We start from the raw sequence: 18,495 nt of genomic DNA, 5'->3' as shown, positions 1-18,495 counted from the left end.
ATGCCGAGGATGGTGTCGCCGGCGTTGAGCAGCGCCAGGTACACCGCGGCGTTGGCCGAGGAACCGGAATGCGGCTGGACGTTGGCGTAGTCGGCGCCGAACAGTTGCCTGGCGCGGTCGATGGCCAACTGCTCGACCTTGTCGACGTGTTCGCAGCCGCCGTAGTAGCGCTTGCCCGGATAGCCCTCGGCATACTTGTTGGTCAGGCCGCTGCCCTGCGCCTGCATGACCCGCTTGCTGGTGTAGTTCTCCGAGGCGATCAGTTCGATGTGGTCTTCCTGGCGGGCCTCTTCGGCGTCCATCGCGGCGAGCAGTTCGTCGTCGTAGCCGCGGATCTGGTCATGCTTGCTGAACATCGCTGGGTCTCCCTGCGGCGCCGGAACCGCGCCGGAATGGCTGCAACGGGACACGCGGTCCCTTTGCCAGCGATGGTATGACCGGCCCTGCCGGCCCAGATGCCTATGCACGCCACGGGGAGGTGCGTTTGCGACATGGCGGTGGGATTCGGCAACCGATGCGGAACGCCCCGGGCTGGCGCTAAACTGCGTGCTCTTCGTCTTGCGAGAACACCATGAAACGCCCGCTGATCTTCCTTTCCGCCGTGCTGCTCGGCGCATCCCTGCAAGGGTGCGGGGGCGGCGATGAAAAGCAGGCCGCCGCGCCTGCGCTGCCGGCCGATTCCTGCACCGGCCATGAACTCGAAGTGGCCTTGCCGCCGGCCGGCAAGCCACTGTTCGGCTACGACTTCCTCTCCCGCCAGTGCGGCTACAACGATGCCACCGTGGTCTTCGGCGCCGCCGACGGCAGCAAGCGCCTGGAGATCGTCCTCACCGACACCGGCCTGCCGGCGCCGCCGACCGAGGGCGACGCGGTGGCCTATCGGGCGGCGCAGGACAAGCTGCGCGAGATGACCCAGACCAACCTGACCCTGCTCCACAAGACCCGCGAGACCGCCCTGAAGAACGGCACCGCCGAGCGCTTCGGCGGCGAGGACTACCTGCCGCTGATCGATACCACGCGAATGGGCGACCCGCTGGGGGTGATGGTCCCGGCCAAGGGCGAGGAGGGCGTCTCGACCCTCAGCGGAGTGATCAAGAACCGCTACGTACTGACCCTCAGCACCCGCGACATGCCCAATGGCGGCAGCGCCACGGCGATGCGCCAGGTGCTGGTGCCGTTCGTCGAGCAGATGAAGCTGACCAAGCTACCCTGACAGACTGTGCCGGCACCTACCCGTACCGGCGCGACCGCACGGAGCCCCACGAGGGCTCGGCAACCGTTCCATCCGAGGCCCACATGACCGATAACACCCAACAGTTCGCCAGCGACAACTATTCCGGTATCTGCCCCGAAGCCTGGGCGGCGATGGCCGAAGCCAACCGCGGCCACGAGCGCGCCTATGGCGACGACCAGTGGACCGCGCGCGCTTCGGACTACTTCCGCCAGTTGTTCGAGACCGATTGCGAAGTGTTCTTCGCCTTCAACGGCACCGCCGCCAACTCCCTGGCCCTGGCCGCGCTGTGCCAGAGCTACCACAGCGTGATCTGCTCGGAGACCGCCCACGTCGAGACCGACGAGTGCGGCGCGCCGGAGTTCTTCTCCAACGGCTCCAAGCTGCTGCTGGCGCAGACCGAGGTCGGCAAGCTGACCCCGGCGTCGATCCGCGACATCGCTCTCAAGCGCCAGGATATCCACTATCCGAAGCCGCGCGTGGTGACTCTCACCCAGGCCACCGAGGTCGGTACGGTGTACCGCCCGGACGAGTTGAAGGCGATCAGCGCCACCTGCAAGGAACTCGGCCTGCACCTGCACATGGACGGCGCGCGCTTCTCCAACGCCTGCGCCTTCCTCGGCTGCTCGCCGGCGGAGCTGAGCTGGAAGGCCGGGGTCGACGTGCTCTGCTTCGGCGGCACCAAGAACGGCATGGCGGTGGGCGAGGCGATCCTGTTCTTCAACCGCGACCTGGCCGAGGACTTCGACTACCGCTGCAAGCAGGCCGGCCAACTGGCCTCGAAGATGCGCTTCCTCGCCGCGCCCTGGGTCGGCGTACTGCAGGACGATGCCTGGCTGCGCTACGCCAATCACGCCAACCGCTGCGCGCGGCTGTTGGCCGAACTGGTGGCCGACGTTCCCGGCGTCAGCCTGATGTTCCCGGTAGAAGCCAACGGCGTGTTCCTGCAGCTTTCCGAGCCGGCGATCGAAGCCTTGCGCGCGCGCGGCTGGCGCTTCTACACCTTCATCGGTGAAGGTGGCGCGCGTTTCATGTGTTCCTGGGATACCGATATCGAGCGGGTCCGCGAACTGGCGCGGGACATCCGCCTGGTGATGGGCGCCTGAGTCCGCTCTCGGCCGCCTCTATGAACCGGGGCGGCCGCTCTTTCCTCATCTCCTGTGGATAACTCTGTGGGCTAACTGTTCGGGAGCTATGCAAAAGTGCCCCCGGCAACACCCTCCCTATCTCCGCCGGGGGTGTTGAAAGCCTTTATCCACGCGGTTCCACTCCCATGCCAGGAGAACCTGGCCAATCCACAAACACTGTGGAGTCGAATGTGAATAACGTGTTCGCAGTCGCTTCCGCGCGGCGCCCTGCCGGGCTCTTCGGAGGTTGGTCGGTTTTTGAGCGAAAACAGCCGTTTGTGAAAGGACGATGAAGGTTCAGGTGAAAAGCGCTGACGAAACGGTGACGGGCATTGTCCCTGCGGGACCCAGACAGGCCTGTGGATAGAAAAGCAAGGAGCGAAGTGGGGGCAAATGCCGCAAACCCCCTGCGCGGACGTAACGGCTTGAGGAAAAAGACAAAATTCTCCCGCTCCGATGGCGCTGGAACAGCGGTTGCGGCCGCCGCCGGGAATTTCCCCCAATTCCTGTTGAGGTCAGTGTGCAGAGCCTGTTTATAGAATGCTGGGAGCCAGAGGGCCCGCGCCTTCCAGGCTATTGGTCAAGAATTGAGCGGATTTTCTGTCAACAGGCTGCCGGCTTGCTTTAGGGGGCATGTGCACAAACGCAGGGTTGCTCACAAAAGGCCTGGAAAGCCTTGTGGACAACCTGTATGGATAGTTCTGTAAGCCTTATAAGGTAAGGCCTGCATGGAGTTGGTCAATAAATGGTCAGGCCGGGCGGGAAGGGATGAAGAGCCAGAATAGGCCAGGTTTTTTCTTCATCCTGTGAATATTTTTCTGGTTTTCCCCAAGGGGAGTGTAAAGCCCTGTGGAAAAATTGTTCGCTCACGCTTGGGGCGGCCGGACGGCGGGGTCTCTGGCGGATTGATCGTTAAATGAGCAGGAGAGTGCGGCCAGGCCGAGCGTGCGGCGAAGTGCGATTTACCCGGAAGGAAAGCCGGATGGGCTTGCGGAGCCCTCGCGCCACGGAGGAGGCATTGTCGGTATGTTGTTTCTGGACCCGCAGGACATAGAGGAGGCGATGGATTGCACAACTTGTGGATAAGTCTGTGATCAACCTAGCCTGGAAAGGGCTTCCCGGAGGCAGGGACGGGCTGAGTAGCCGGCCCTGAAATGCACTTGAATTTGTAGAATTTATCTTTTATTTCAAATGCTTGAGTGAACACATGGCGGACATTCAGGCGGCGAAGGAACACCTGTATGGAATTCCAGTCCGAATGTGGACAACCTTGGCGCCCTGGTGTTTTCCAGTATGAGAAGGTCAGCTTCGCCGTGGCTCTGGTGGTTGGTCGGAGCCTTGATTACCCTTGGCTTTTGCCAGGAAAGTGGGATGGATCATGGATGATCGGATGTCAGACAAGCCGCTCGGCCGCTTGTTGCTCGAAGGCCTCGGCGAGATCGCCTGGATCGCCGTGCTGGTGGCCCTTGGCGTCCTCCTTCCGTTGCCGCTGGTAGCGCTGGGTTGGGTGCTGCTGCTGGGCGCCGAGTGGGCCACGGATCGTTGGCGCGGCAAGGTGCCGTATCGCCTGCAACAGGCGCTGTTCTTCTGGGTTCTGGGTGGCGGCATCGCCCTGGGCCAGGCACTGCCGGGCTTCTGGCTGGGACTGGGCGGTGGCTTGCTGGCGGTGATCGGCGGCGTGCTGTTGCAGATCCGCTTCGAGCGCGGCCTGCGCCTGGAGCGCCAGGCTCCGCAAGCGCTGGACGCACCCCTGCCGGCCGGAGGTAGCGCATGGGGCGGCGAAGCGCCCGAGCGAACCCCCGAGGGCGAGCCGATCCGCCTGTTCGACGGCGGCGAGATCGCCATGGGCGGCCCGCTGGTATGCCACTACCTGATGCCCGACGGTTGCTTCATCCCCGACTGCAATCCTTCGGCACGCTTTTCCAGCGATGGCCGCCACTTCGTTTCGCCGATACCGAGCCGAGGCGCGTGGGGCCTGGCGATCTTCGACCGGCAGGAGCGGTTGCTTTACCGCTGTGCCGTGGACAACTTCTGGGAGCTGGACAGCGTCACCGAGCGCGAGGTGATCGGCCGGCACAGCCCGCTGACGTCCAACGCACCGCAGCGCCTCGAGCTGCAGGCGCTCAAGGCCGGCAGCGAGGCCGAGGCCTTCGTTGCCATCGGTGACCTCTGGCTGCCCGAAAGCGAATGGCAGCGCTGGAGCGGGGATCTGCGCGCGCAACCGCTACCGTCCCCGCTTGGCGGGCCCGCGCTGGAAATCCGCCCCTGGCTGCCGGACAGCCTGCTGGCCCTGGACGATCCTTTCGCGCCGCTGCGCGCCAACCGCGGCGAGCTGTGGATAAACGGCGAGGCCAGCGGCCTCTACCTGTCCCGTGAAGCGCCGCCATTGGCTTGGAACGATGACGGCCGGGCGCTGGCGCTGCAGGCAGCAGGCGAGCCGCTGGGGCAGGATACCTACTGGCTTTGGCGAGAGGACGGCGGCCTGCGTGCGCTGGGCGCGCCGTGGTCGGCGTTGCCCGCCGAGCCCCATGCCGGCGGGCCCGAACTGCTCGGGCTGGAGGATGGCTGGCTGCGTTTCGGCCTGGACCTGGCGCAACCCTGCCTGACCTACGAACGCTACGGCACGCTGGGTTCGTACAGCCATTCCAGCCTCTACCTTCTGCACGCTCGCGATGCGGACGACCGGCCGCGCTGGCGCGAGGCCGACATGCCGCGCCTGGACCTGTTGCTGCCCCTGGATGGCGCGGCCGGCAGGCCGGGATGCCTGTTGCAGAGCGCACCGCTGGCCGATGGCAGCCGGGCCGTCTGGGAGTGGTTGCGCGACGATCAGGAGGCGGAGCGCGGCGCCTATGCCTTGCGCCTGGGCGACTGGCGCCTGGATGGCGAGTGGACGCTCGACCACCGCGTGTCCGATTGCGGTCGCTACCTGGCCGTGGTGGCCTTCGCCGAGGCGCCGACCCTGCCGCAGCGCCTGGCCATACTCGATAGCCGGGAGCGGCGCCTGGAGTGGCTCGCCGAGCCGCTGGCCGATCTACACCTGCAAGGTTTCATCGATGGCCAGGTGCATTTGCTCCACCTGCTCGGCCGCAACGCCTACCAGCCGCCGGGCGGGCCGGGCGAAGGCGACCCCGGCCTGTTGCGCCGCTTCGACGAAGGCTTGCCCGAGCCCGGCGCCTGGCACGCATTCGGCCGCTTCCACGACGACTGGCGGCATTACTACGAGCAGGCGCGGGTGGCGTTCGATGGCACGGCCTGGCGGCTGTGCCCCACGTCGCGCTGGCTGGACGCAGCGCCGCGGCCCTGGAGCGACGGCGACTTCGTCTTGCCGTCGGTGGGCGCGGAGGACGCCGCCTGGGGCTTCGGTTTCCACTACGAGGGCATGCACCGCGACGAGGACGTGCGCGCCGGGTTCGGCCGCGACGGCTACCTGCTGACCGCGTCGGGCATCGGCTTGGGCAACCTGGCGGCGCCAATGATCTGGTCGGCGGACGGTCGCTACCTGGCGCTGACCCGGCACGTCCAGCGCTACGAGGAAAGCGACCTGGAACGGGACCAGTGGCGCCTGCTGCTGCTCGACGTGCAAGAGCGGACGTTGCGTCGCTACCGCGACGACCTCGGCGAGTACCCGTGCTTCGACAGCTTCGACGACGACCTGTGCTTCCGCTGCGCGGGGACGGGGCGCTACGTGCTGGCCCTGGACTCGCTGCTGAAGGCTCCCGCCGAGCCGCTGCAGGCCTGCGCCGGACGCTGGCTGCCGGCCGAGGAACTGCCGCGGCGGCGCTACTGGGAGCGCCTGGCGTTTCCCTCGCGCCCTCAGTAGTCGATGACCACGTCGCCCTTGGGCACGCTGCAGCAGGAGAGGATGTAGCCTTCGGCGACATCCTCGTCGGTGATCCCGCCGTTGTGCTCCATCTCCACCTCGCCGGCGGTCTTCATTACCTTGCAGGTGCCGCAGATGCCCATCCCGCAGGCCTTCGGAATGTGCAGGCCGAGCTTGGCGGCGGCGGCGTGCACGGTTTCCCCGGGGCTGACGCGGATGCTCTTGCCGGTGGCGGTGAATTCCACCTGGTGCTGGTCGGCGACCGGTACCTCCGGCGCCTCGGCGGCTTCCGCGGCCAGTTCCCTGACGTCGGCGCGGACCTCCGGCGGAGTCGGCCCGAAGGCTTCCTCGTGGTAGCGGCTCATGTCGTAGCCGTGGCCCTGCAGCAGGTGCTTCACCGCGCTCATATAGGGCGTCGGGCCGCAGCAGAAGATTTCCCGCTCGAGGAAGTCCGGGGCGATCAGTTCCAGCATGCGCAGGTTCAGGTAGCCACGGTAGCCGGCCCAGGCTTCGCCGAGGCCGTGGCGCTCGCAGATGATGTGCAGGCTGAAGTTGTCGATCCGCGAGGCCATGTGCTCCAGCTCGCGGTGGTAGATGATGTCCTTCGGCGAACGGGCGCTGTGGACGAAGACCATGTCGACGTTGGCGTTGGTGTCGAAGAACCAGCGCGCCATGGACATCACCGGGGTGATGCCGACCCCGCCGGAGAGGAACAGCACCTTGTCGGCCGGGAAGTCGATGGCGTTGAACAGGCCGACCGGACCGTGCACCGGTAGCTCCTGGCCTTCCTTGAGGTTGTCGTGCAGCCAGTTGGAAACCCGCCCGCCCGGCACCCGCTTGATGGTGATGGAGAAGCTGTAGGGCACCGAGGGCGAGCTGGAGATGGTGTAGGAGCGCATCACCGGCTCGCCGTCGATCTCCAGCTCCAGGGTGACGAACTGGCCCGGCTTGAAGAAGAACAGGATCGGCTGGTCGGCCATGAAGCAGAAGGTGCGCACGTCCCAGGTTTCCTGGATGACCTTGACGCAGCGCACGAGGTGCCGGCCGTTGGCCCAGGTCTGGGTGGTGACCGGATTGAGGAAGTTGCTCGACATGATGATCTCTCCGTGCGCACGGGGCCGAACGATGGCCTGATGGGGCGGATTGTGCGCATCGCCGTGGCCGCTCATTTACCTGCCAGCGACATTTACATGCTTATCGCGACCTGCCTGCTGGGGCGCGGCCCGGAGCGTCGGAAACGGATGCGGTCATGTCGCCCATGGATAAGGTCGGCGGCGGGCGCGGGCCCACACTCCAGACCAGCCGAGACGAGGGTTTGCATGAACCCCGGGAGGGTAGAGCCCGGACGTGTAGAGCGACTGACCTTCATTCCCGCCACGGCGGGGCCCGTCCATCGGCAGGGCGGGATTCCGGACGCCGCGCCGGGATGAGGAAGGCTGTGAACGCCACCTTGCGTAGCAACCGTATCAGCCACTTTTTCCGCCGCCACCCGCGCGGGGGCGGCATGAGGAGTTACCGATGGACGTCACTTCCACCCTGAGTCTCGGCGATCCCCTGGAACCGGCCCGCAAGGCCACCGCCGACATGCTGCGCAGCCGCGACCACAGCTTCTCGCTGCCGCAGCCCTTCTACTGCGACCAGCGCCTGTTCGAGATCGACATGCAGGAGATCTTCCACAAGGAATGGCTGATCGCCGGCATGACCTGCGAGATTCCCGCCAAGGGCAATTTCCTCACCCTGCAGATCGGCAAGAACCCGGTCCTGGTGATCCGTGGCGCCGAAGGCCAGGTGCATGCCTTCCACAATGTCTGCCGGCACCGCGGCTCGCGCCTGTGCGTGAGCGAGAAAGGCAAGGTGGCCAAGCTGGTCTGCCCCTACCACCAGTGGACCTACGAGCTGGATGGCCGCCTGCTGTTCGCCGGCACCGAGATGGGCGCCGACTTCGACATGAAGGAGTACGGCCTGAAGCCGATCCAGGTGAAGACCGCCGGCGGCTACATCTTCATCAGCCTGGCGGAGAACCCGCCGGCCATCGACGACTTCCTGGCGACGCTCGAGCACTACATGGAGCCGTACGACATGGAGAACGCCAAGGTGGCGGTGCAGACCACCATCCGCGAAGCCGCCAACTGGAAGCTGGTGATCGAGAACAACCGCGAGTGCTACCACTGCAACGGCTCCCACCCGGAACTGCTGAAGACCCTGCTGGAGTGGGACGACGTCACCGACCCGCGCGCCAGCCAGGCGTTCAAGGACCAGGTGGCGGCCTGCACCAGCGCCTGGGACGCCGAGAAGATCCCGTACGCCCATGCCAGCTTCGGCCTGCGCAATCGCATCGTGCGCATGCCGCTGCTGGACGGCACGGTGTCGATGACCATGGACGGCAAGCAGGGCAGCAAGAAGCTCATGGGCCGGATCAAGAATCCCGACCTCGGCTCGATGCGCATCCTGCACCTGCCGCACTCCTGGAACCACTGCATGGGCGACCACCTGATCGTCTTCACCGTGTGGCCGATCAGCGCCCAGGAAACCCTGGTCACCACCAAATGGCTGGTGCACAAGGACGCGGTGGAAGGCGTCGACTACGACGTGGCGCGCCTGCGCGAGGTATGGGACGCGACCAACGACCAGGATCGTCGGCTGGCCGAGGAGAACCAGCGCGGGATCAACTCCGACGCCTACCAGCCTGGTCCATACTCGAAGACCTACGAGTTCGGTGTGATCAATTTCCTCGACTGGTACAGCGAGCGCATGCTGAACAACCTCGGCGAGGAGTCCGCCCACGTGCGCAAGGTGGCCGGCAGCTGAGCCGGACGAGGCGCCCCCTGGCGGGGCGCCGCTGCGGAGGAAAGGTCATGGACAACCTGCTGTTCTACGTCAGTTCCGCTTTCGTCAGCCTGCTGCTGGCCTGGAACCTGTTCGCCTGCTGGCGCCGCCAGCGGCCGCCGGAGAAGTCCCGGCCCTGAGCCCGCGCGCACGCCTTGCCTCCCGCCTCCGCCCCCTGACAGCCTCCCGGCAAAAGGACTAAGGTGGGAGGACTCAACCTGAACGGGCCGCTCAAGGGCGGCCTCTGGAGGCAAGCGTGGAAAACAATCCCCTGTGGGCCGAACTGGGCAAGCACTGGAAACTGGTGGCCCTGCGCGGCGTGGCGGCGCTGGTGTTCGGCGTCCTGACCCTGCTCTCGCCGGCCCTGGCGCTGACCGTGCTGGTGCTGTTCTGGGGCGCCTACGCGCTGGTGGACGGAGCGTTCGCCCTGATCGCCGCGTTCAACATGCGCAGCGATGGGCAGTTCAACTGGCCGCTGGCGCTGGTCGGGGTGATCGGCGTGGCGGCCGGCCTGGTTGCGTTCTTCTGGCCGCAACTGACCGCCATCGGCCTGCTCCTGATCATCGCCGGCTGGGCACTGGCGATGGGCATCTTCCAGATCGTCGCGGCGATCCGCCTGCGCAAGTCGATCCAGAACGAATGGTGGATGATCCTCTCTGGTGCCATCTCGGTGCTGTTCGGCGTGCTGATGATCGCCAACCCCGGCGCCGGGGCGCTGGCGGTGGTCTGGGTGATCGGCGCCTACGCGGTGTTCTTCGGCGTGTTGCTGGTCATGCTCGCGCTGCGCTTGCGCAAGACTTCGACCCTGAAGGCTTGACGCGGTGGCGGCGAAGCCGGCGGAGGAAACGCGCTGGTGCCTGTGGCGCCAGGACGACAACGGCAATGCCTTCGTCATGCGCCGCGACCTGACGCGCGACGAGGCCTGCGCGCTGGTCAAGGACTACCAGGCGCGCGGGCATCGGCAGCTGTATTGGGCGAGTCCGCAGGCGCGCGACTAGCCGGATGCCCCGGCGATCCGCTCGACCAGCGCTTCCAGGCGCTGCTCCACCGCCCGCAGGCGCGGCGACTCGCCGTCGTTCGCGCCGAGCTGGCGGGCGCAGAGATTGAGCGCGGAGAGCACCACCAGCTCGTTGCTGGTGACGTAGGGAAACTTGCGCTTGTTGGCGTCCACTTCCGCTTGCAGCAACGCGGCGGCGTCCGCTAGGGCCCTCTCCTCGCCGGCCGGCACGCGGATCGAATAGTCCCGGCCGAGGATCGACAGGACCTGGACGCCGTCGCGGCTCATGCGCTAACCGGTTGCTGCGCGCTGAGGCGCTCGACCAGGGCTTCCAGGCGGGCCTGGGTGCCGCTCTGCTTTTCTTCCTGCTCGAGCATGGAGAGTTGCAGGGTTTCGTTTTCCTCGGTGGCCTGGCGCAGCTGCTGCTGAAGCTGGTCGTGGCTGTCGCGCAGGGCCTGGTTCTGTTGCAGCAGCTCGGCTACCAGGGTTTCCAGGCGTTCCAGGGTGTTCTCCAGCATGATCTCGTCCCAGTCGTTCAAAGGGCGCGCAGGATAAAGAAAAGCGCCTGCCGAAGCCAGGTCCGTGGTCGGTTGCCAGGCTTTGGCACCCGGCTTCACCAGTGAAAGCTGCCGCCCAGCGAGTAGTGCCCGGGGTCGGCGACGAAGGGATCGCGATCGGTGGCCGGCGGGCAGTTGCGCCGTTTCAGGCAGTCTTCGGCACGCTCGGCGTAGCTGCGTTCGTCGCCGCTGACGCGGACGTCCGGAAGGATGCCGGAGAAGGAGGGATAGCCCTGGGCGCAGCCGACCAGGAACAGGAACGGCAGGAGAGGGAAGAGGCGTCGGCTCATGGGGATACTCCGATCATTGAGGTTGCTCGACGATGCGGCGGATGGTGCCGCCGCAGATGTCGGTGAAGCAGCGGTCGTAGTCGGAACTGCAGTTGAAGTTGCCGGAGCCGCCGAAGCCGTTGTAGCCGAACGAGGAGGAATAGCCTGGCGCCAGGCATTCCTTGCGCGCCTGCTTCTTGCTCTTGCCCTGGCTGCAATAGTGGTAGCTGCGCCGTTCCGCTTCGCGCAGGCGGTTTTCGTTCTGCCATTCCAGGCGCGCGAGGCTTTCGCACTGGCTCTGTTGCGTGCGGCACTGGGCGACGCAGGTGCGTCCCGCTTCGCTCGGCGGCATCACGTACTGGTAGCGGACGGAGGGGCCGCAGCCCGAGATCAGGGCGAGCGCGAGCGCAACGCCCGAGAGGTTCAGGTGTCTGTTCATGGTTTCTGGTTGGGAAAGGGTGGAGCGGGGATCAGTCGTCCGCGACGTATTCCAGGATGTCGCCCGGCTGGCAGTCCAGGAAGGCGCAGATCTTCTCCAGGGTGTCGAGGCGGATGCCCTTGACCTTGCCGTTCTTCAGCAGGGACAGGTTCTGTTCGGTGATACCGATGGCTTCCGCCAGCTCCTTGGAGCGGACCTTGTTCTTCGCCAGGATGACGTCTAGTCGGATGATGATCATGAGGTCGTCATATGAAGGCTCTTACTTCTTCGTCCAGTTTCCTGGCTTCGCTCATCATCAGGCCGAACGAGCAGAGAAAGATCGCCTTGAGAAACTCGTAGGCCGCTTCGGAAGTGAGTCCTATCGAAACGCTCAGGACACGCTCGCCGTCGGGCAGGTCGAGAGATAGTACAAGACCTTGCAGCGTATTGATAAATGGCTGGAGCAAGAGTGCCAGGAAGGACAGCAGGCCGATGTGCACCAGGGTCCTGGCGTTGCGCTGCGACCAGCGTTCGCCCTTGGCCAGGCGGCGGAAGAACAGGCCGGTGAGCGCCAGGCCGAACGCGGAAAGCAGGGTCGGCAGGTAGTCCAGCAGCATCAGCAGCGCCCGGCTGCTCCAGGACAGGACGAAGCCGTCGCTGGCCAGGCGCGGCATTTCATCGCTCCAGGCCTGCAGGTAGCCCTGCTCGCTGAGGCCGGAGAACCAGAGGTGGGTGTTCGCTCCGAGTTCGATGCAGGCCATGCCCCAGGCCAGGATGGCGCAGAGCATGCCGAGCAGATAGAGCTTGTGGTTGCTGAGATGCGTGGACAGCGCCATGCCGGGTTCCCCTGTGTGTTTCGCGTCTGGATGGCGAAACTAGGGAATAAATTATCGTAATACAATAATTTATCGTCACCACGTCATAACTTGTGATCTGGCGCACAGTGCGTTCTGACCCGCTTCAGCGGATCACGCCTTCCTCGCGCAGGAGCTTGAAGATGGCTTCGGCGCCGGCTTCCGCCGAAAGATCCTTGAGTACCTGCCCGGTACCGCCGGAGGCCTTGGCGGTGGCGGCTTTCATTCGCTCGGCGCCGGTCTTCGCCTTGATTACCTTGAGCCGCTTCGGTCGCGGCCGGGCCGGTTGCAGGCTGTCTTCGGCGAGCAGCGGGTCGTCGACCACCTCCACCTCATGGGCCTCGATCTCGCCACGCCTAGCCGGGCCGAAGGCGCTCTGCCGGGCCACCGGCGCGGCATTGTCGACGCTGGCGACGAACGGCAGGCGTACCCGCAGTCGGCGTCGCTGGCCGCGAGGCAGAGCCTGGAGGACCTGAGCGCTGCCGTCTTCGACCTTCTCGACCTCGGCCAGGCCGACCACCAGTGGCCAGCCCAGGCGCTCGGCGAGGAGGAAGGGCAGCATCCCGGAGCCTTCCCCGGTTTCCGCCTGGCTGCCGGTGAGCACCAGTTGCGCGCGGGAGTCGCGCAGGTGCTCGGCCAGTGCGGGCAGGGCGTCGGCGCCGGCCGGCTGTTCCAGCACGGACAAGCGTTCCAGGCCCATGCCGAGATAGCCGCGCAGCGCCTCGGCGTGCGGGTCGCCGGCGTGCAGCACCTGTAGGCGTGGGCCGCTCAGGCGCAGGCCGAGTTCCACCGCGCGGGCGTCCTGTTCGGCACGGCGCGGGCGTCCGGAGGCGGGATGGGCGCCGATGGAGACCAGCGCGACGATGTTCAGCTCAGTCATGGTTCGATACCGATGAAAGGTACGTGGAAGCGGGTTCAGGCCGCATCGCGGGCGGCGCCGTTGCGGTGTGCCTCGGCCAGGCGGATCAGCGCGCGGAGGATTTCCGTCGAGTCGCCGATCACCGAGAGATCGGCGCGCTTGATCATGTCGCAGCCGGCGTCGCGGTTCACCGCCACCACCTTGTCGCAGGCGCCTATGCCCTGCAGGTGCTGGATCGCCCCGGAGATGCCCACCGCCAGGTAGACCCGCGCGGTGACCCAGGTACCGGTGGCGCCGACCTGGCGGTTGCGCGGCATGTGCCCGTCGTCCACCGCCACCCGCGAGGCGCCCTCGGTGGCGCCGAGGACGGCGGCGGCCTGGTGGAACAGCGTCCAGTCCTGCACGCCGTTGCCGCCGGAGAGAATGAATTCGGCCTCGGCCATGGGAATCCGCGCCGGGTCCACGGCCACCGGGCCGAGGTCCTCGATGCGTGGCAGGTTGCGCGCCACCTGCTCGGCCATGTGCAGTTCGCGAACCTCATGGCGGGTCTCGCTGACCGGCTCGGCGCATTCCGCCGCGGCCAGCAGCAGGCGCGGCAGGGCGCGCTGGATGTCCTCGCGGCCGGCGCCGGCGCGGCCGATGCAGCGGCCGTCCTCGACCTGCCAGACGCGACCGGCCGGCCGCTCGCCGAGCGCGGCGGCCAGGCGCCGGCCCAGTTCGCCGCCGCCGTTGCGACTGTCCGGGAACAGCCAGTGGCGCGGGGCGAGCTGGTTCTCCAGGTTGCGCAGGGCGAGTATTCGCTGCTCGGGCGTGTAGCCGTCGTACTCGCCGCCGGAGAGGTGCAGCAGGCGGTCGACGCCGGCGCTGTCGAAGGCGCTTTCCTTGTGTTCGCCGAACACCACGGCGAGCACCGCGCCGTCGTTGCCGGCGAGCTTGCGGGCCAGTCCGAGGAGGTCCTTGTCGTGGCTGGAGAGACGGCCGCCGACCATGTCCGGGACCACCGCGACGAGGAATGCCGGTTGCTCGACCACATGCAGCGGCAACTGCGCTTCCTGCGCTACGCTGGCGCGGCGCACGCCGCTGCCCTGCTGGCCGCCGGAGCGATCGATGCGGCGGATGCCGTTGGGGCCGACGAAGCCGACGGCGTGCGGGTTCTTGCGGATCACGCCGTGGGGGCCCATCCAGCGCACCTCGCCGCCTTGGGCGGAGTGCATGGCCGCATGCAGCGGATGCAGGCGGTTGCGGGCGATCCATTCGGCGCGTGGATCGCGACGGACGATATCGTTCATGCGGAATGCTTCCTGTGGCTGCGGCTACCCGATCCTGCGGCCCCCTCCCTGGAGGGAGAGGCCGCTATCCGTGCTGCCCCGGTCAGCAGCGGGTTCGATGTGAAGCTCGACACTCTCATCAATGCACCTCCGCCACGGCTTCACGCCGCAACGGCTTTTTTGCCGGCGCTTCCGCCTGTTCTATCAGCGCTTCCGCTACCAGCTCGGCGATGTCCTTGATCTCCGGCCGCGGCGCCACTACGCCTTCGAGCATCGCGGTGCACTGCGGGCAGCCGACGGCCACCAGCTCGGCGCCGGTCTCGCGGATGTCGGCCATGCGCATGTCGGGAATCCGTTGCTTGCCGGGGATGTCGGTGATCGGCGCGCCGCCACCGCCGCCGCAACAGCGCGAGCGGAAGCCGGAGCGTTGCATTTCCTTGACCTCGATGCCGAGTGCGCGCAGCACGTTGCGCGGCGCCTCGTACTCGCCGTTGTAGCGGCCCAGGTAGCAGGGGTCGTGGTAGGTGACGCTGCCGGCCTTGCTGCGGCCCGGTTGCAGCGTGCCGGCGCGCAGCAGTTCGTCGATGAAGGTGCTGTGGTGCAGTACCTGGTAGTCGCCGCCGAGGGCGCCGTATTCGTTCTTCAGCACATGGAAGCTGTGCGGGTCGCAGCTGACGATGCGGGTGAAGCGGTATTTCGCCAGGGTCGCGATATTGCGCCTGGCCAGGTTCTGGAAGGTCGCCTCGTCGCCCAGCCGGCGCGCCACGTCGCCGCTGTCGCGCTCCTCCAGGCCGAGCACGGCGAAGTCCACCGCGGCCGCCTTGAGGATCTTCACGAAGGCGCGCAGGGTGCGCTGGTTGCGCATGTCGAAGGCGCCATCGCCGACCCAGAACAGCACGTCGGCGCTCTTCTTCTCGCTCATCAGCGGCAGGTTCAGGTCGGCCGCCCAGTTCAACCGGCCGCCGGGGGCGAAGCCGCCGGGGTTGTCGGTGGCGATCAGGTTGTCCAGCACCTCGGCGCCCTTGTTCGGTGTGGCGCCTTTCTCCAGGGTCAGGTGGCGGCGCATGTCGACGATGGCGTCGACGTGCTCGATCATCATCGGGCACTCCTCGACGCAGGCCCGGCAGGTGGTGCAGGACCACAGGGTGTCGGCGTCGACCAGGGCCTTGCCATCCAGCGCGACGATCGGCTGGTGCGGGCCGCCGCCGTGCTCGCCCAGCGGTTTGCCTGGATAGGGGCTGCCGGCGAACTTCGCGTCGTTGCCTCCGGCCAGGCCGATGACCATGTCCTGGATCAGCTTCTTCGGGTTCAGCGGCTGGCCGGCGGCGAACGCCGGGCACATCGCCTCGCACTTGCCGCACTGCACGCAGGCGTCGAACCCGAGCAACTGGTTCCAGGTGAAGTCGCTGGGCTTTTCCACGCCCAGCGGCGCCTGCGGATCGGCCAGGTCGAGCGCCTTGAGGCCGGTGGAGCGGCCGCCGCCGAAGCGTTCGGCGCGGCGGTGCCAGGCCAGGTGCAGGGCACCGGCGAAGGCGTGCTTCATCGGCCCGCCCCAGGTCATGCCGAGGAACAGCTCGGACACGCCCCAGGCCACGCCAATGGCGAGGAGGCCGGCGAGGAACCAGCCGCCGAAGCCTTCCGGCAGGATCCCGGCCACCGGCAGGGTGGCGAGGAAGAAGCTCGCGGCGAACGCCAGCAGGCTCTTCGGCAGGCGCATCCAGGGGCCCTTCGACAGCCGCGACGGTGGGTCGAGGCGGCGGCGGGCGACGAACAGCGCGCCGACGAACATCAGCGCCGTGGCCGCCAGCAGGGCGAAGCCGAGGATCCGGCCGTGCAGCCCGAAACCGTGTACCAGGATCGCCAGCAGCGCCGCCAGGACGAAGCCGCCGGCGGTGGCGACGTGGGTCCTGGACATGTACCTGTCGCGCTCTACCACATGGTGCAGGTCCACCAGGTAGCGACGCGGCATCTGCATGAGGCCGCCGATCCAGTCGACCTTGGCGGGTCGGCCGCGGCGCCACATGAGGAAGCGCTTCGCGGCGCCGAGCACGGCAAGTGCCAGGGCGGCGAAGAGCAGGACGGGGAGGAGGGTGTCGAGCATTTCTGGTCTCCCTGCGGGACGTCAGGCGGCGCTGGATCGGCCTCCTCTCCCGCTTGCGGGAGAGGGGGGCCGGCCGTGCCGGTCGGATGCTACGAGGCGTGTCTTAGAAATCCTTGCACAAGCGCAGCGCGTCATAGATCGCCGCATGGGTGTTGCGCTGGGCCACGCAGTCGCCGATGCGGAACAGCAGGTAGCCTTCTCCGGACTGGCTGAGGCAGGGCTGCGGCTGGATCGCGAACAGCGCCTCGACGTCGATCTGGCCCTTGTTCCGCGAGCCCTGCTTGAGCGCGTAGTAGAGGCTCTCGTCGGGGCGCACGCCGTTTTCCACCACCACCTGGTCGACCACCCGCTCTTCCCGCGCGCCGGTGTATTCGTTCTCCAGCACCGCCACCAGCTTGTCGCCCTCGCGGTAGACCTTCTCCAGCATGAGGTCGCCGGTCATGATCACTTCCTTGGGATACATGCTGCGGTAGTAGGTGGGGAAGGTGGTGCCGCCGATGGCCACGCCCGGCTTGATGTCGTCGGTGACGATCTCCACCTGGGCGCCCTTGTCGGCGAGGAAGTCCGCCACCGACATGCCGCTGAACTCGCAGATGGTGTCGTAGACCAGCACGTTCTTGCCTGGCTCGACCGTGCCGTCGAGCACGTCCCAGCTGCTCACCACCAGGCCTTCGGCGGCGCCCCAGTGTTCGTTCTGCTCGAGGAACGGATGTCCGCCGTTGGCCAGCACCACCACGTCCGGGCGCAGGTCGAGGATGGTCTCGGGGTCGGCCGCGGTGCCCAGGCGCAGGTCGATGCCCAGGCGCGCCAGCTCCAGCTGGTACCAACGGGTGATGCCGGCGATCTGGTCGCGTTGCGGCGCCTTGGCGGCGGTGGTGATCTGGCCGCCGAGCTGCTCCTTCTTCTCGAACAGGGTCACGTCGTGGCCACGCTCGGCCGCCACGCGGGCCGCTTCCATCCCGGCCGGCCCGCCGCCGACCACCACCACCTTGCGCTTCGGTCCGGCGGACTTCTCGATGATGTGCGGCACGCCCATGTATTCGCGGGAGGTCGCGGCGTTCTGGATGCACAGCACGTCCAGGCCCTGGTACTGGCGGTCGATGCAGTAGTTGGCGCCGACGCACTGCTTGATCTGGTCGACCTGGCCCATCTTGATCTTGGCGATCAGGTGCGGGTCGGCGATGTGCGCGCGAGTCATGCCGACCATGTCCACGTAGCCGCCTTCGAGGATGCGCGTGGCCTGGTTCGGGTCCTTGATGTTCTGCGCGTGTAGCACCGGCACGTCGACCACTTCCTTGATGCCGGCCGCCAGGTGCAGGAACGGCTCCGGCGGGAAGGTCATGTTGGGGATGACGTTGGCCAGGGTATTGTGGGTGTCGCAGCCGGAGCCGACCACGCCGATGAAGTCGAGCATGCCGGTATCGCTGTAGTACTTGGCGATCTGCTTCATGTCCTCGTGGGACAGGCCGTCCGGGTGGAACTCGTCGCCGCAGATGCGCATGCCGACGCAGAAGTCCTCGCCGACCTCGGCGCGCACCGCCTTGAGCACCTCGAGGCCGAACTTCATGCGCCCCTCGAAGCTACCGCCCCATTCGTCGGTGCGCTTGTTGACCCGTGGGCTCCAGAACTGGTCGATCATGTGCTGGTGCACGGCGGACAGCTCGACGCCGTCCAGGCCGCCTTCCTTGGCGCGGCGGGCGGCCTGCGCGTAGTTGCCGATGACCCGCCAGATCTCCTCCACCTCGATGGTCTTGCAGGTGGCGCGGTGCACCGGCTCGCGGATACCCGACGGCGACATCAGGGTCGGCCAGTGGTAGCCGTCCCAGCGCGAACGGCGCCCCATGTGGGTAATCTGGATCATGATCTTGGCGCCGTGCTTGTGCATGGCGTCCGCCAGGTTCTGGAAGTGCGGGATGATCCGGTCGGTGGACAGGTTCACCGAACTCCACCACTGCTGCGGGCTGTCGATGGCGACCACCGAGGAGCCGCCACAGATGGCCAGGCCGATGCCGCCCTTGGCCTTTTCCTCGTAGTACTTCACGTAGCGCTCGGTGGTCATCCCGCCGTCGGTGGCGTAGACCTCGGCGTGGGCGGTGGAGAGCACGCGGTTGCGGATGGTCAGCTTGCCGATCTGGATCGGCTGGAACATTGCTTCGAAGGCCATGACC

Annotated in this window: 17 protein-coding genes and 1 pseudogene; 6 read left to right on the top strand and 12 right to left on the bottom strand. The window is 66.8% G+C overall.

Annotated elements, in window-relative coordinates; translation table 11 throughout:
- Nucleotides 1-356 (bottom strand): annotated as a pseudogene (glyA, locus tag LJF27_RS30200) (serine hydroxymethyltransferase); the annotation flags it as partial.
- A 215-nt stretch (nucleotides 357-571) separates the two neighbouring features.
- On the opposite strand from glyA, the gene LJF27_RS30195 reads away from it, so the two are divergent.
- The 3 genes from LJF27_RS30195 (at nucleotide 572) to LJF27_RS30185 (ending at nucleotide 6,178) form a co-directional block, all read left to right on the top strand.
- Nucleotides 572-1,213 carry a hypothetical protein gene (locus LJF27_RS30195; RefSeq protein WP_003096775.1) on the top strand — a complete coding sequence of 214 codons (642 nt, stop codon included), beginning with the start codon at nucleotides 572-574 and terminating at the stop codon, nucleotides 1,211-1,213.
- Between the two features lie 83 nt (nucleotides 1,214-1,296).
- Complete coding sequence (locus LJF27_RS30190; RefSeq protein ID WP_023116837.1) at nucleotides 1,297-2,337, top strand: low specificity L-threonine aldolase; 1,041 nt, start codon at nucleotides 1,297-1,299, stop codon at nucleotides 2,335-2,337.
- A 1,411-nt stretch (nucleotides 2,338-3,748) separates the two neighbouring features.
- Complete coding sequence (locus LJF27_RS30185) at nucleotides 3,749-6,178, top strand: hypothetical protein (RefSeq protein ID WP_025921243.1); 2,430 nt, start codon at nucleotides 3,749-3,751, stop codon at nucleotides 6,176-6,178.
- On the opposite strand, the gene gbcB is transcribed toward LJF27_RS30185, so the two are convergent.
- The gene (gene gbcB / locus LJF27_RS30180) at nucleotides 6,172-7,272 is read right to left on the bottom strand and encodes a glycine-betaine demethylase subunit GbcB (RefSeq protein WP_003096769.1); all 1,101 of its coding nucleotides are present in this window, start codon (nucleotides 7,270-7,272) and stop codon (nucleotides 6,172-6,174) included. The genes LJF27_RS30185 and gbcB overlap by 7 nt on opposite strands.
- 424 nt (nucleotides 7,273-7,696) lie before the next feature.
- Here gbcB and gbcA point away from each other — a divergent pair, with 424 nt between their 5' ends.
- The 3 genes from gbcA (at nucleotide 7,697) to LJF27_RS30165 (ending at nucleotide 10,002) form a co-directional block, all read left to right on the top strand.
- Nucleotides 7,697-8,986 (top strand): glycine-betaine demethylase subunit GbcA, encoded by a 1,290-nt coding sequence (gbcA, locus tag LJF27_RS30175; protein WP_003096766.1) that lies wholly within the window; start codon nucleotides 7,697-7,699, stop codon nucleotides 8,984-8,986.
- A 274-nt stretch (nucleotides 8,987-9,260) separates the two neighbouring features.
- Complete coding sequence (locus tag LJF27_RS30170) at nucleotides 9,261-9,821, top strand: HdeD family acid-resistance protein (protein WP_003096765.1); 561 nt, start codon at nucleotides 9,261-9,263, stop codon at nucleotides 9,819-9,821.
- A 4-nt stretch (nucleotides 9,822-9,825) separates the two neighbouring features.
- Nucleotides 9,826-10,002: a hypothetical protein gene (locus LJF27_RS30165; RefSeq protein WP_003096763.1), complete on the top strand. Its 177-nt coding sequence runs from the start codon at nucleotides 9,826-9,828 to the stop codon at nucleotides 10,000-10,002.
- Here the strand turns inward: LJF27_RS30165 and LJF27_RS30160 are convergent.
- The 10 genes from LJF27_RS30160 to dgcA all read right to left on the bottom strand — a co-directional run bounded on the left by LJF27_RS30160 (nucleotide 9,999) and on the right by dgcA (nucleotide 18,491).
- Nucleotides 9,999-10,289: a cell division protein ZapA gene (locus LJF27_RS30160; RefSeq protein ID WP_003105708.1), complete on the bottom strand. Its 291-nt coding sequence runs from the start codon at nucleotides 10,287-10,289 to the stop codon at nucleotides 9,999-10,001. The genes LJF27_RS30165 and LJF27_RS30160 overlap by 4 nt on opposite strands.
- Nucleotides 10,286-10,519, bottom strand: coding sequence for a hypothetical protein (locus tag LJF27_RS30155; RefSeq protein WP_003105710.1), 234 nt, complete (start codon nucleotides 10,517-10,519; stop codon nucleotides 10,286-10,288). Before LJF27_RS30155 ends, LJF27_RS30160 begins: the two co-directional genes overlap by 4 nt.
- A 95-nt stretch (nucleotides 10,520-10,614) precedes the next feature.
- Nucleotides 10,615-10,848: a hypothetical protein gene (locus LJF27_RS30150; protein WP_003105712.1), complete on the bottom strand. Its 234-nt coding sequence runs from the start codon at nucleotides 10,846-10,848 to the stop codon at nucleotides 10,615-10,617.
- A 13-nt stretch (nucleotides 10,849-10,861) separates the two neighbouring features.
- A complete protein-coding gene (locus LJF27_RS30145; RefSeq protein ID WP_003114450.1) occupies nucleotides 10,862-11,266 on the bottom strand; it encodes a hypothetical protein in 405 nt (134 codons plus the stop codon).
- Between the two features lie 31 nt (nucleotides 11,267-11,297).
- Nucleotides 11,298-11,504, bottom strand: coding sequence for a helix-turn-helix domain-containing protein (locus LJF27_RS30140; RefSeq protein WP_003096753.1), 207 nt, complete (start codon nucleotides 11,502-11,504; stop codon nucleotides 11,298-11,300).
- Between the two features lie 7 nt (nucleotides 11,505-11,511).
- On the bottom strand, nucleotides 11,512-12,081 hold the full coding sequence (locus LJF27_RS30135) for a hypothetical protein (RefSeq protein ID WP_003096751.1): 570 nt from the start codon (nucleotides 12,079-12,081) through the stop codon (nucleotides 11,512-11,514).
- A gap of 124 nt (nucleotides 12,082-12,205) precedes the next feature.
- A complete protein-coding gene (locus LJF27_RS30130) occupies nucleotides 12,206-12,979 on the bottom strand; it encodes an electron transfer flavoprotein subunit beta/FixA family protein (protein WP_003105716.1) in 774 nt (257 codons plus the stop codon).
- 35 nt (nucleotides 12,980-13,014) lie between these two features.
- Nucleotides 13,015-14,247, bottom strand: a complete 1,233-nt coding sequence (locus LJF27_RS30125; protein WP_023116835.1) for an electron transfer flavoprotein subunit alpha/FixB family protein — start codon at nucleotides 14,245-14,247, stop codon at nucleotides 13,015-13,017.
- A 118-nt stretch (nucleotides 14,248-14,365) separates the two neighbouring features.
- The gene (gene dgcB / locus LJF27_RS30120) at nucleotides 14,366-16,327 is read right to left on the bottom strand and encodes a dimethylglycine demethylation protein DgcB (protein ID WP_003107277.1); all 1,962 of its coding nucleotides are present in this window, start codon (nucleotides 16,325-16,327) and stop codon (nucleotides 14,366-14,368) included.
- A 103-nt stretch (nucleotides 16,328-16,430) separates the two neighbouring features.
- Nucleotides 16,431-18,491 (bottom strand): dimethylglycine demethylation protein DgcA, encoded by a 2,061-nt coding sequence (gene dgcA, locus LJF27_RS30115; protein ID WP_003107280.1) that lies wholly within the window; start codon nucleotides 18,489-18,491, stop codon nucleotides 16,431-16,433.
- Nucleotides 18,492-18,495: the final 4 nt, after the last annotated feature.

This window comes from Pseudomonas sp. 203-8 (genome assembly GCF_020708595.1).
In the GTDB taxonomy this organism is placed as follows: Bacteria; Pseudomonadota; Gammaproteobacteria; order Pseudomonadales; family Pseudomonadaceae; genus Pseudomonas; species Pseudomonas aeruginosa.
This window is presented reverse-complemented; position numbering and strand designations above follow the sequence as displayed.

What these genes read in the sequence shown, in the direction of transcription:
- LJF27_RS30195 (WP_003096775.1), top strand. Translation starts at nt 572, where the DNA reads ATGAAACGCCCGCTGATCTTCCTTTCCGCCGTGCTGCTCGGCGCATCC.
- LJF27_RS30190 (WP_023116837.1), top strand. Translation starts at nt 1,297, where the DNA reads ATGACCGATAACACCCAACAGTTCGCCAGCGACAACTATTCCGGTATC.
- LJF27_RS30185 (WP_025921243.1), top strand. Translation starts at nt 3,749, where the DNA reads ATGTCAGACAAGCCGCTCGGCCGCTTGTTGCTCGAAGGCCTCGGCGAG.
- gbcB (WP_003096769.1), bottom strand. Translation starts at nt 7,272, where the DNA reads ATGTCGAGCAACTTCCTCAATCCGGTCACCACCCAGACCTGGGCCAAC.
- gbcA (WP_003096766.1), top strand. Translation starts at nt 7,697, where the DNA reads ATGGACGTCACTTCCACCCTGAGTCTCGGCGATCCCCTGGAACCGGCC.
- LJF27_RS30160 (WP_003105708.1), bottom strand. Translation starts at nt 10,289, where the DNA reads ATGAGCCGCGACGGCGTCCAGGTCCTGTCGATCCTCGGCCGGGACTAT.
- LJF27_RS30155 (WP_003105710.1), bottom strand. Translation starts at nt 10,519, where the DNA reads ATGCTGGAGAACACCCTGGAACGCCTGGAAACCCTGGTAGCCGAGCTG.
- LJF27_RS30150 (WP_003105712.1), bottom strand. Translation starts at nt 10,848, where the DNA reads ATGAGCCGACGCCTCTTCCCTCTCCTGCCGTTCCTGTTCCTGGTCGGC.
- LJF27_RS30145 (WP_003114450.1), bottom strand. Translation starts at nt 11,266, where the DNA reads ATGAACAGACACCTGAACCTCTCGGGCGTTGCGCTCGCGCTCGCCCTG.
- LJF27_RS30140 (WP_003096753.1), bottom strand. Translation starts at nt 11,504, where the DNA reads ATGATCATCATCCGACTAGACGTCATCCTGGCGAAGAACAAGGTCCGC.
- LJF27_RS30135 (WP_003096751.1), bottom strand. Translation starts at nt 12,081, where the DNA reads ATGGCGCTGTCCACGCATCTCAGCAACCACAAGCTCTATCTGCTCGGC.
- LJF27_RS30130 (WP_003105716.1), bottom strand. Translation starts at nt 12,979, where the DNA reads ATGACTGAGCTGAACATCGTCGCGCTGGTCTCCATCGGCGCCCATCCC.
- LJF27_RS30125 (WP_023116835.1), bottom strand. Translation starts at nt 14,247, where the DNA reads ATGAACGATATCGTCCGTCGCGATCCACGCGCCGAATGGATCGCCCGC.
- dgcB (WP_003107277.1), bottom strand. Translation starts at nt 16,327, where the DNA reads ATGCTCGACACCCTCCTCCCCGTCCTGCTCTTCGCCGCCCTGGCACTT.
- dgcA (WP_003107280.1), bottom strand. Translation starts at nt 18,491, where the DNA reads ATGGCCTTCGAAGCAATGTTCCAGCCGATCCAGATCGGCAAGCTGACC.